Here is a 12,001-nt window from a genome sequence, read left to right as displayed (position 1 = left end):
TTGATGACAATGCGCCGGCAAAGGGTGGGTCTTCAGGATGCCTTTTGCGCTGCCGTCCCGGCATGATCGAGCAGCCGCCGCGCCATGTGCGCGCCGACCACGAGATGGGTGCAAAGTCCGCCGGCGATCGCCGCCAGCAGCGGTTCGAATTTACTGTCCTCCTGCACGACCATCAGCCGTTTGGCGATGGCGCGTAGCGAGGTAAGCTCGGCGGAGATCACGCGCCTGTTGTAGCTGCAGTCGAGCACCTTGCCGTCGGCATCGATGATCTGTCCGGCAATGACGCCGGCTGCCCCCCGGCTGCGCAGCTCCGCCATTTCGCTCTGCGTCAGCGCGCCGCATTTGACCAGATGGCTTTCGGCATCGACGGCGCCGACCGAATAAAGCGCCAGGTCGCAATTGCCGATTCCCGACAATTGCTCGCGGATCACCGGTTCGGCGCGCAGCGCCTGCGCCAGCTCTTCCGTCGACAGCACCAGCGGCGCGTAGAAATTGAGGCCCTTGGCGTTGAGCCGGCGCGCGATTTCCATCGTGCACTGGTCGGGCCGGTAGGAATAGGGCGCGCCGAGATTGCCGCAGAGCTGCACCACCGTGACATCCTGCAGGTCGGCATAGGACATGATGTCGGCGATCGTATAGACGGTTCGGCCCCAGGCGACGCCGATGCGGTCGCCCTTCTTGACCAGTTCGAGAAACACGCTTGCCGCAAGCACGGCGATATCCGTTGCCGGATCCGGGACGTGGCCGTTCTCCGGTGCGATCCAGACGGCGTCGAGGCCGAGCGCGTCCTCGAGCTGGCGCGCCATCACATCGTCGGTGAAGAGCTGGGTCGAGGTGGAGATGTTGACGATGCCGGTCTCGCGCGCCTTGCGCAGATACATCGCCACCGAGGCGCGCGAAATGTTGAGCTGGCTCGCCACCTGGTCCTGTCGCAGCCCGTGCGCATAGTAGAGCCAGGCGGCTTTGTGGATGAGCTGTTCTGCCGGTCGGATCGCCATGCCGCCTCCTCGGCTGACAATAGTCACGGCTCTCGACAAAAGTCAAATTGGGATGACAAGCCGCGATCGGCTATGGGAAAGACCTATCCGGGATCGGCGTTCTACAAAGCCGGCGCAGCATAGCATTTTCAGCCATTCGGGGGGATAGCCTGACGAGATGGCTGAGGCTAGAAAGCTCGGAAAGGGACTTTGGGGAGGACGGGATGGGAAATCCCTATGAGCAGGATCTCGACCGCAACGCCGCCAACCACCAGCCGCTGACGCCGCTCACCTATCTGGAGCGCGCTGCGAAGACCTATCCCGATCATATCGCCATCGTCCATGGCGGCCAGCGCATCAGCTACAGCGATTTCTGGCGCCGCTCGCTGAAGCTCGCTTCGGCGTTGGCCAAACGTGGCATCGGCAAGGGCGACACGGTCACGGTCATGCTGTCCAACACGCCGCCGATGCTGGAGGCGCATTTCGGCGTGCCGATGACCAAGGCGGTGCTGCATTCGCTCAACACGCGCCTCGATGCCGCGGTCATCGCCTTCCAGCTCGACCATGCCGAGACGAAGATACTGATCGTCGACAGGGAATTTTCGGGAGTCGTCAGCCAGGCGCTGGCGCAAACCAGGGTAAAACCGCTGGTCATCGACTATGATGATCCCGACTACGCCAGCGACGCGCCCTATCCGAAGGGGGAGCGGATCGGCACGGTGGACTATGAGGCCTTTGTCGCCGGCGGCGACGAGGATTTCGCCTGGTCGATGCCGGACGATGAATGGGACGCCATCTCGCTCAATTACACTTCGGGCACAACGGGTAACCCGAAAGGCGTCGTCTACCACCATCGCGGCGCAGCACTGATGGCCTACACCAACACCATCCATGCCGGCATGGCCAAGCACGCGGTTTATCTCTGGACGCTGCCGATGTTCCATTGCAACGGCTGGTGCTTCCCCTGGACGCTCGCCGTCCAGGCCGGGACGCATGTCTGCCTGCGCTGGGTGCGGCCGAAGCCGATCTACGACGCCATCGCCGACCATGGCGTCACCCATCTCTGCGGCGCGCCGATCGTCATGTCGGTGCTGATCAACGCCAGGGACGAGGACAAACGGACATTTCCGCAGACCGTCACCTTCAACACCGCCGCGGCGCCGCCACCAGAAGCGGTGCTGTCCGGCATGGCGGACGCAGGCTTTGCCGTCACCCATCTCTACGGCCTGACCGAGACCTACGGTCCCGCGGTCGTCAACGAATGGCACACGGATTGGGATGCGCTCGACAAAGGTGCGAAGGCGGGCAGGAAGGCAAGGCAGGGCGTACGCTACGCGGCGCTCGAAGGCCTGACGGTGATGGACCCGGAGACGATGACGGAAACGCCCGCCGACGGCGAGACTATCGGCGAGGTCATGTTCCGCGGCAACATCGTCATGAAGGGCTATCTCAGGAATCGCAAGGCAACCGACGAGGCTTTCGCCGGCGGCTGGTTCCACTCGGGCGACCTCGGCGTCATGCATGCCGACGGCTACATCCAGCTCAAGGACCGCTCGAAGGACATCATCATCTCCGGCGGCGAGAACATCTCGTCCATCGAGGTCGAGGACGCGCTCTACAAACATCCGTCGGTTGGCTCCTGCGGGGTCGTGGCGCGTGCGGATGACAAATGGGGCGAGGTGCCTGTCGCCTATGTCGAACTGAAGCCGGGGAGGGTGGCGACCGAGGCGGAGATCATCGAGCATTGCCGAGGGCTGCTGGCGCGTTTCAAGGTGCCGAAAGCGGTGATTTTCGCGGAGATTCCGAAGACGTCGACGGGTAAGATTCAGAAGTTCAGGCTGCGGGAAATGGCGAAGGCAACTTCGTCATCCTAGGGCGGAGCAGTCGCGAAGCGACGTCGCGGAGACCCTAGGATCCATGCCGTGAAATCACAGCAGTGTTCCGGCGGTCCAAAAAATAGCTTATCGTCGAGGATAGGCACCTAGGTCGTAACTTATTGGTCCGTCTTCACTCTTTGGCTTGTGTCGCGGCATGGATCCTAGGGTCTGCGCGCGTCGCTTCGCTCCTTGCTCCGCCCTAGGATGACGACCTGACGGGCGCTACCTTGTAATCGCGGACTTCGGTCGTTGCTTCCTCGCAACTGTCACCATCTGTCACCAAATTATACGCGTACGTCGAATCCGCGTTGACATCGCGCTGCCTTCGATTTACGACTGACGAAAATTGAAATTCGTCACTCATCAAACGAAAGCGCGATGTCCGAAGCCGCCAACATAGTCGCCGACGCCGCCCGCCAGGAGAATGTGACGCGCATTCTCGACTGCGCCGAGCGTCTTTTCCGGCACTATGGCTATGGCAAGACCAATGTCGCCGACATCGCCCGCGAACTCGGCATGTCGCCGGCCAACATCTATCGTTTCTTCGCCTCCAAGGTCGAAATCCACCAGGCCGTCTGCGGCCGCATGCTCGGCGCCAGCTACAAGATGGCCTACGAGATCATGCATCTGCCGATCAGCGCCGAGGAACGGTTGCGGCGCTACATCCACGCGCAGTACAAGATGACGACGGAGGTCATGCTCGACGACCAGAAGGTCCACGAGATGGTGATCGTCGCGCTTGAGCGCGACTGGGCCGTCATCGACAAGCATGTCAACAGCATCCACGACCTCTATGCCGAGGTGATCCGCGAGGGCATCGAGGCCGGCGAGTTCCGGGAGCAGGATGCTGAAACGGCCTCGCGCTGCTTCGGCGCCGCGACCGTCATTCTGTGCCATCCGCAGATGGTGGCGCAGTGTCTTGCCAAGACCAACCGGGCAATGCCCGACGAACTTATCGACTACGCGATCAGAGCCTTGAAATAGCTGGCATCCTTCGCCGGCGTCGACGATCCATCTCCAGTTCAGGAGTGCCAACCGTGTCTTTGTCCAGTTCCATCATCCGCAGCCTGTCAGTCGCCGGCGCGGTCGTCGCGGCGCTCGGGCTTGCCGGCTGCAGTCAGGAGAAAACCGAGGTCAAGGACATCATCCGACCGGTCAAAGTGGTCGAGATCGCACCGGCGCATGACACCCGCACGCTCTCCTATTCCGGCTCGGTGAAGGCCCGCGTCGAAAGCGCGCTTGGCTTCCGCGTCAACGGCAAGATCACCGAACGCCTCGTCGATATCGGCCAGCACGTGGCGCCGGGCGACGTGCTCGCCCGCATCGACCGCTCCGACTATGACCTGTCGGTGAAGAGCGCGCAGGCCGCGCTCGATGCCGCGGAGCGGCAGGTCGAGACGGTGGAACTCGCCCGCAAGCGCGCCGAGCAGCTTTTTGCCAAGAATTTCGCGCCGAAGTCGCAGCTCGAACAGGCGACGCTGACCTATGACCAAGCGGTCGCCACGCGCGACTCCGCACGCTCGACGCTTGCGCAGGCCAGGAACCAGGTCGGCTACACCGAACTCAAGGCCGACAGGGATGGCATCGTCACATCGGTCAATGCCGATGTCGGCCAGGTGGTCGGTTCCGGCACGCCTGTTGTCACTGTCGCGGTCGACGGTGAGAAGGAAGTGTTGATCGCGGTGCCGGAAATGGAAATCGCCGAGTTCAAGCCGGGTAAGGCCGTCAAGGCGGGTTTCTGGTCCGATGCCGGGCTGGCGCTTGATGGTAAGGTCCGTGAGGTGGCCGGCAGCGCCGATCCCCAGTCGCGCACCTTCGCCGTCCGTGTCAGCCTGCCCAACGACCCGCGCGTGCTTCTTGGCATGACCGCCAACATCGAGGCGTCGGCGGCGAACGAAAAGCAGATGGTGTCGATCCCGCTCAGCGCGCTGGCGAAACAGGACAGCCAGTCGATTGTCTGGACCGTGGATCGTGGCGCCGACACGGTTCACGCCCGCCCGGTAAAGGTCGCCGAATTCGCCCCCGATGGCGTGCGCGTGGCGGACGGGTTGAAACCGGGCGACATCGTCGTCGCCGCCGGCACGCAGTTCATGACCGAGAACCTCAAGGTGAAGCTCGCCGGCGGCATGTCGCAGCAATCCGCTTCCGCCGAGAGCGACGACGCCAGCAAGCTGCGCTGACGACAGACAGGTCGGCCGCGCGTTCCCGCGGCCGCAGGTTTCCGGGCGGCGTGCCCGAAGGTCGAGACGTCAAGGCCGATGTACCCCCGCATCGATCCTCGCGTCCCACCGCGATGAGTGTCTCCGCCCTCGGAAAGCTCGCCGCCCGGAAGCCGACAAGGAACGCAGATCAGTCCGTTTCGCGCGCAGCCTTCGAGGCATCAGCCGCGCCGACAACCAGCAAAGTGGACCCGCACCGATGACGACCTCCACTGACGAAAAGCGGCCCTTCAACCTGTCGCGCTGGGCGATCGGCCATCCCTCGATCGCGCGCTTCCTGTTCGGTCTGATCATCATCGCCGGCGCGCTCGGCCTGATGCGCATGGGCCAGAAGGAGGATCCGGACTTCACCTTCCGCGTCATGGTCGTGCAGGCGATCTGGCCCGGCTCCTCGATCCAGGAGATGGAAGACCAGGTCGTCAACAAGATCGAGCGCAAACTGCAGGAGACGCCGCATCTCGACTTCGTGCGCTCCTTCACCCGCGCCGGCAGCGCCATCATCACCGTGCAGATCAAGGGCGACACCAACGCCGCCGAGGTCAACGACGCCTTCTATCAGGTGCGCAAGAAGGTTGGAGACATCGCGGGCGACCTGCCGCAGGGCCTGCTCGGTCCCTATTTCAACGATGAATTCGGCGACACCTTCATCACGCTGCACTCGATCAGCGGCGACGGATTCTCCTATCCCGAGCTGAAGAAGTTCGCCATCCAGGCGCGCGACATGCTGTTGACCACGCCCGGCGTCGAGAAGGCCGTCATCATCGGCGACCAGCCGGAAAAGCTCTACATCGACGTTTCCTCCAAGGCGCTGGCCGAACGCGGCCTGACGCTGACCGACCTGCAGAACGCGATCAAGGGCCAGAACAATGTCGATCCGGCCGGCTCCGTCGACACCGGCGTCAATTCGGTGCGCATCTCGGTCGAAGGCGACGTCACCAAGGCCGCCGACATCAGGGAATTGCGCCTGCGCGCCGGCGGTCAGGTGACCCGGCTGGGCGACATCGCCACCGTGACCTCGGGACTGGAAGATCCCTTCCAGCGCAAATACCGCTTCAACGGTCATGACAGCGTGCAGCTTGGCGTGGTCATGGCCAAGGGCTTCAAGGTCACCGATGTCGGCAAGGATGTCGAGGCGACCTACAAGCGCTTCGAGGAGGCGCTGCCCTATGGCGTTTCGGTCGACCAGATTTCCGACCAGCCCGAAGTGGTCAGGGATGCCGTCAGCGAGTTCATGCATGCGCTCGGCGAGGCGCTGCTGATCGTGCTCGTCGTGTCGTTCCTGTCGATCGGCTGGCGCTCCGGCCTGGTCATCGCCATCGCCATACCGCTGGTTCTGGCCGCCACCTTCGCCATCATGTACGAGCTCGGCATCGACCTGCAGCGCATTTCGCTCGGCGCCCTCATCATCGCGCTCGGCCTGCTCGTCGACGATGCCATGATCGTCGTCGAGATGATGGAGCGCAAGCTGGAAGAGGGGCTGGTCAAGATCGAGGCGGCGAGCTTCGCCTATACATCGACCGCCTTCCCGATGCTGACCGGCACGCTCATCACCACCGCCGGCTTCATCCCGGTCGGCTTCGCCGCCTCCACCGCCGGCGAGTATGTGCGCACCCTGTTCTATGTCGTCGGTATCGCGCTGGTCGTGTCCTGGTTTGTCGCCGTCTATTTCACGCCATGGCTGGGCAACATGATCCTCAAGCAGCGCAAGCACGCCGGCAGCCATCACGATGTCTTCGATACGGGCTTCTACCGCCGCCTGCGCGCGACCGTCGGCTGGGCCGTGCGCCATCGCATCATCGTGCTCGTCATGACGCTGGTCACCTTCGGCACCAGCCTGTGGGCGTTCCAGTTCATTCCGCAGAACTTCTTCCCGCAATCGTCGCGGCCGGAAATCCTCGTCGACCTGTGGCTACCCGAAGGCACATCCATCAAGGAGGTCGAGGCGCAGGCCAAGAGCCTGGAAGCCAAGATGATGGACGACAAGGACAAGCGCTTCATCGCCACCTATATCGGCGAGGGCGCGCCCCGCTTCTTCCTGCCGCTCGACCAGCAGCTGCGCAATCCGAACTTCGCCCAGATGCTTGTCATGGCCAATGACGAGCCCGCACGTGAAAGATTGATCGTCAAGCTGCGCACCATACTGGCCGAAGATTTCCCCTCGATCCGCGCCAAGGTCGATCGCCTGTTCCTCGGCCCGCCGACAGGCTGGCCGGTGCAGATGCGCGTCATGGGTCCGGACCGCCAGGAAGTACGCCGTATCGCCGACCAGGTGAAGGCGAAGTTCCGTGAGGACCCGCTGCTCGGCGCCGTGCATGACGACTGGCTGGAGCCGGTGCCGGCGATGAAACTGGTCATCGACCAGGACCGTGCCCGCGCGCTCGGTGTCACCTCGCAGCGCATTCGCCAGATGCTGCAGGCCTCCATGTCAGGCGCGCCGCTCGACGATTTCCGCGATGGCGAGGAGACGGTGAACATCGTCGCCCGCGAACCGGATGCCAGCCGTAGCCTGCTGTCCTCGGTCGATTCGGTCTATATCCCGACCGACTTCGGCGGCTTCGTGCCGCTGTCGCAGGTGGCCAAGGTCGTTCCGGTCCTGGAGCAAGGCATCGAATGGCGCCGTGACCGCCTGCCGACCATCAGTGTGCGTGCCACGCTGCCCGACGGCATCCAGTCCAACGACGTCGTCACCAAGATGTACAAGGACATGCAGGGCCTGCGCGATGGCCTGGCCCCCGGCTACAAGATCGAGATCCAGGGCGGCGCGGAGGATTCGGCCGAAAGCCAGGCTTCCATCGCCGCCAAGGCGCCGATCATGCTGGCCATCATCGTCGTGCTGCTGATGATCCAGCTGCAGAATTTCGGCAAGGCGATGCTGGTGCTGGCGACGGGTCCGCTCGGCATCATCGGTGCGGCCGCCGCGCTTCTGATCAGCGGTGCGCCTTTCGGCTTCGTCGCCATCCTCGGCGTCATCGCGCTGCTCGGCATCATTATGCGCAACTCGATCATACTGGTCGACCAGATCGATCAGGACATCGCCACCGGCATGGATCGTTCCGAGGCCATCATCGGCTCGGCGGTCCGTCGTTTCCGGCCGATCGTGCTAACGGCAATGACGGCGGTGCTGGCGCTGATCCCGATCTCGCGCGCCGTGTTCTGGGGACCGCTGGCTTATGCCATGATGGGCGGCATCCTGGTCGCCACCGTGCTCACCATCCTGGTGCTGCCGGCTGGCTACGCCCTGTTCTTCGGCCGTGAGCCGAAGAAGAAACATGACGCCGATGCCGCGGAAGCATCAGCGACGGAGCAGCCGGAGAGGCCGCAACTGGCGCTGGCGGCCGAATAGAACGTTCCCATCGGATCATCCGTCATCGCACCCGGCTGATGACGGATGATCCGGGTGACGGCCGGCCCTCTCGCTGCATAAATGCTCCCCGGAGGCCATTCTGCAAAACAGAATTCCTTCCCAGGACCGCAAGGCGGTCCCATCCTGAGCGGTACCGGAGCGGCAACGCTCATCCTCATCAGGGTGTCTTCCCATGGCAGAAAAACGGCAATTGCGGCTCGGCGCCTTCATGCGTCCGGTCAGCCTCCACACTGGCGCCTGGCGTTACCCGGGCGCTTATCCCGACGCCAATTTCAACTTCGCGCATCTGAAACGCTTCGCGCAGACGCTGGAAGCGGCGAAGTTCGATGCCTTCTTCATGGCCGACCACCTGGCCGTGCTCAACATGCCGATCGAGGCGCTGCGGCGCAGCCACACTGTCACCTCGTTCGAGCCGTTCACGTTGCTGTCGGCGCTGGCTGCCGTCACGGACCACATCGGGCTGATAGCCACCGCGTCGACGACCTTCGATGCGCCCTATCATATTGCCCGCCGCTTCGCCTCGCTCGACCATATCAGCGCCGGCCGCGCCGGCTGGAACATCGTCACGACGTCCAACCCCGACGCTGCGCTGAACTTCGGCCTCGATGAGCATGTCGAGCATGATGAGCGCTATGGCAGGGCGCGCGAGTTCTACGATGTCGTCACCGGCCTGTGGGACAGTTTTGCCGACGACGCCTTCATCCGCGACGCCGAAAGGGGGCTCTATTTCGACCCGGCCAGATTGCATGTGCTGGACCACAAGGGCGAGCATCTCTCGGTGCGCGGGCCGCTCAACATCGCCCGCCCGGTGCAAGGCTGGCCCGTCATCGTCCAGGCCGGTGCCTCGGAGGCAGGACGGCAGCTGGCGGCCGAGACGGCGGAAGTGATTTTCGCCGCCCATGCCGATCTTGCCGCCGGCCAACGTTTCTTCGCCGACGTCAAGGGCCGCGCCGAAAAACTCGGCCGTTCGCGCGACGACATCAAGATCCTGCCGGGCGCCTTCGTCATCGTTGGCGACAGCATCGAGGAAGCGCAGGCCAAGCGCGCCAAGCTCGACAGCCTTGTCTATTACGAGAGCGGCATTGCCTCGCTGTCGATCGCGCTCGGCCACGATGCGTCCGGCTTCGACCCGGACGCGGCGCTGCCCGACATTCCCGAGACCAACGCCTCGAAGAGCGGGCGTGAGCGCGTCATTGAGCTGGCGCGCCGGGAAAACCTGACCGTGCGCCAGCTTGCCCAGCGGTTGGGCGGATATTCCGGGCTTGCCTTTGTTGGTACGCCGAAAACGATCGCCGATGAGATGGAGGAATGGCTGGTCGCCGAGGGGTCCGATGGCTTCAACGTCATGTTCCCTTACCTGCCGGCCGGCCTGGATGATTTCGTCGAGAAGGTGGTGCCGGAGCTGCAGCGGCGCGGCATCTTCCGGCGGCAGTATGAGGGGGCGACATTGCGCGAGAACCTCGGCCTGAAGCGGCCGCCGAACCGGTTCTTCCAGGAAGAAGCGCTCAAGCTGTCTGAAGCATCGAACAGCAAATAAAAAGGGCGCGCCGAAGCGCGCCCTTTTTCATAAATCCCATCGCCTAGATCACGAAGATCCAGTTCGAGATCAGCACCACCGCGACGCCGGCGATCAGCGTCAGATAGGGCAGCATGCCGGCCTTCTTGACCGAAAGGTCGGCTCCCGCCATGCCGAGATCGGCCAGCATGTGTTCCGGGAACTTGCCCTTGTCCTGTACATAGTGGCGGAAGCAGAACACCGGGATGATTAGAGCCGCCGTGATCAGGCCGGCCCAAAGCGCCATCGGGTTCCAGACCTTGGCGCCGGCGCCCATGAACATGGCGTTGACGTAGGCGAAGATGGCCCCGATGCCCAACAGCCACGTCGGCGCTTTCCACGGCCGCTTGATATGGCCGTTGTCGATGCGGTGGATCCAGCCGGCATTCAGGTTGAGGAAATTGAAGATGATGTAGCCGCAGTTCGACACGGCGAGGATGAAGAAGAAGCTCGTCGCGTCGGCGGATGCGATCGCCAGCACGACCAGGTTGAAGCACAGATCGGTCCACATCGCCCTTGTCGGCGCGCCGTGTTCGTTGACGTGGCTGAGATAGCGCGGCAGCCACCCGTCGACCGAACCCTGGTAGAGCGTGCGCGAGGAGCCAGCCATCGCCGTCATGATGCACAGCACCAGCGCCAGGATCATCAGCATGACCAGCAGGCTGTGGATCAGCCTGCCGCCGCCGACCATGCCGGCCAGCGCGTCGGCCACCCCCGAGCCGTCGACGATCGGGGTTGCCAGCATGCCGTTCAGGCCAAGCACGCCCTGGAAGGTGAAGGGAACCAGGATGAACAGGAGCATGCAGAGCAGGCCGGAGTAGAAGATCGCCTTGAAGGTGTCGGTGCCGGGGTTCTTGAATTCCGACGTATAGCAGACCGCGGTTTCGAAGCCGTAGGTCGACCATGCCGCGATGAACATGCCGCCCAGCGCCAGCGTCCAGCCGGCGATGTTCCACGAGCCCGGATCAGGTGCGTAAGCGGTGGCGAGCGGCACCAGCGGCGAAAAATTCGCCCAGTCGATCTGGCCGGTGAAGATCGGCACGACGCCGACGATCAGCATCGGGATGATGACCAGCAGGCCGATATATTTCTGCACGCTGGCCGTGCCGAGAATGCCGCGATGCTGGATCGAGAAGATCATCAGCATCAGCACCGCGCCGATGAAGAAGGTGGCGTTGAAGGTGAAGGAGACCGGACCGAGCGTGTGGCTCCAGAGCGCCCAGGTGCGGATCGCCGGCGTCGCCGCTGTGGTCACCGCCGCTATGGCGTCGGCGGGGGCCGTCCCCGCATGCGCCGCGATGTAAGCTACGACCTCGGGCGATGTGTCCGTGAAGATCGGCACCGGCGCCAGCGCGTTGAGGACGTAGGCGGCGGCGATCGAGCAGCCGAGCGACAGCACCGGCGTCCAGGCGAACCAGTTGCACCATACCGAGAGCGGCGCGATAAACTTGGAGTAACGCAGCCAGGCCGTCGCGCCGTAGATCGAGGCGCCGCCCGACTTGTTCGGGAACAGGCCGGCGATCTCGGCATAGGTGAAGGATTGCAGGAAGCCCATGATCATGGACACCGTCCAGATCAGGAAGGCCAGCTTGCCCGTCGTGCCGGCAATGCCGCCGATCGAGAACAGGACAAGTGCCGGAACGCCGCTTGCCACCCAGAAGGCGCCGCGCCAGTCGATATGCCTGAGCAGCTTGCTTTCGGCAGGCTGCTCGAGGGCCGTGCTTATGGTGCTCATGTCTGTGACTTCCCCTTTTTCGATGTTCCCCGCCGGCGATGCCTCGACTGCGCGAGACTTGCCCCCGGCACATGATCGCCACGCCTGTCGTGTTTCCACTCAGTCGTATTTTTTTCTTAAGAGTGAAGATTGATCCGGCGCGCTTTCACGTCAAGCGTTTTGTGTCGCCGCCCACATCACGCTTGCGAAACATGCTCTTCCCTTCTCCCCTTGTGGGAGAAGGTGTCGCCGAAGGCGACGGATGAGGGGTGTTCCAGCGGAGTGAGGCAGTGGC

7 protein-coding genes are annotated in these 12,001 nt (G+C 63.5%); 5 read left to right on the top strand and 2 right to left on the bottom strand.

Annotated elements, in window-relative coordinates; genetic code table 11:
* Window positions 1-32: 32 nt before the first annotated feature.
* Entirely contained in the window at window positions 33-998 is a 966-nt protein-coding gene (locus tag J0I79_RS13985) for a sugar-binding transcriptional regulator (protein WP_292859277.1), read from the bottom strand.
* Window positions 999-1,201: 203 nt separating this feature from the next.
* On the opposite strand from J0I79_RS13985, the gene J0I79_RS13980 reads away from it, so the two are divergent.
* The 5 genes from J0I79_RS13980 (at window position 1,202) to J0I79_RS13960 (ending at window position 9,974) form a co-directional block, all read left to right on the top strand.
* Complete coding sequence (locus tag J0I79_RS13980) at window positions 1,202-2,851, top strand: acyl-CoA synthetase (RefSeq protein ID WP_292859275.1); 1,650 nt, start codon at window positions 1,202-1,204, stop codon at window positions 2,849-2,851.
* A 381-nt stretch (window positions 2,852-3,232) separates the two neighbouring features.
* Window positions 3,233-3,838, top strand: coding sequence for a TetR family transcriptional regulator (locus tag J0I79_RS13975; protein ID WP_292859272.1), 606 nt, complete (start codon window positions 3,233-3,235; stop codon window positions 3,836-3,838).
* A gap of 53 nt (window positions 3,839-3,891) precedes the next feature.
* Window positions 3,892-5,034: an efflux RND transporter periplasmic adaptor subunit gene (locus J0I79_RS13970; RefSeq protein WP_292859269.1), complete on the top strand. Its 1,143-nt coding sequence runs from the start codon at window positions 3,892-3,894 to the stop codon at window positions 5,032-5,034.
* 238 nt (window positions 5,035-5,272) lie between these two features.
* A complete protein-coding gene (locus J0I79_RS13965) occupies window positions 5,273-8,416 on the top strand; it encodes an efflux RND transporter permease subunit (RefSeq protein WP_292859266.1) in 3,144 nt (1,047 codons plus the stop codon).
* Between the two features lie 193 nt (window positions 8,417-8,609).
* Window positions 8,610-9,974, top strand: a complete 1,365-nt coding sequence (locus J0I79_RS13960; protein ID WP_292859263.1) for an LLM class flavin-dependent oxidoreductase — start codon at window positions 8,610-8,612, stop codon at window positions 9,972-9,974.
* Window positions 9,975-10,017: 43 nt separating this feature from the next.
* Here J0I79_RS13960 and J0I79_RS13955 read toward each other — a convergent pair whose 3' ends face one another.
* Entirely contained in the window at window positions 10,018-11,727 is a 1,710-nt protein-coding gene (locus tag J0I79_RS13955) for an APC family permease (protein WP_292859260.1), read from the bottom strand.
* Between the last annotated feature and the right edge of the window lie 274 nt (window positions 11,728-12,001).

The organism is Mesorhizobium sp. (assembly GCF_017306585.1).
Classification (GTDB): Bacteria; Pseudomonadota; Alphaproteobacteria; order Rhizobiales; family Rhizobiaceae; genus Mesorhizobium.
This window is presented reverse-complemented; position numbering and strand designations above follow the sequence as displayed.

Bases quoted from the DNA above. Each gene is read 5' to 3' on its own strand.
- J0I79_RS13985 (WP_292859277.1), bottom strand. From the start codon at position 998: ATGGCGATCCGACCGGCAGAACAGCTCATCCACAAAGCCGCCTGGCTC.
- J0I79_RS13980 (WP_292859275.1), top strand. From the start codon at position 1,202: ATGGGAAATCCCTATGAGCAGGATCTCGACCGCAACGCCGCCAACCAC.
- J0I79_RS13975 (WP_292859272.1), top strand. From the start codon at position 3,233: ATGTCCGAAGCCGCCAACATAGTCGCCGACGCCGCCCGCCAGGAGAAT.
- J0I79_RS13965 (WP_292859266.1), top strand. From the start codon at position 5,273: ATGACGACCTCCACTGACGAAAAGCGGCCCTTCAACCTGTCGCGCTGG.
- J0I79_RS13960 (WP_292859263.1), top strand. From the start codon at position 8,610: ATGGCAGAAAAACGGCAATTGCGGCTCGGCGCCTTCATGCGTCCGGTC.
- J0I79_RS13955 (WP_292859260.1), bottom strand. From the start codon at position 11,727: ATGAGCACCATAAGCACGGCCCTCGAGCAGCCTGCCGAAAGCAAGCTG.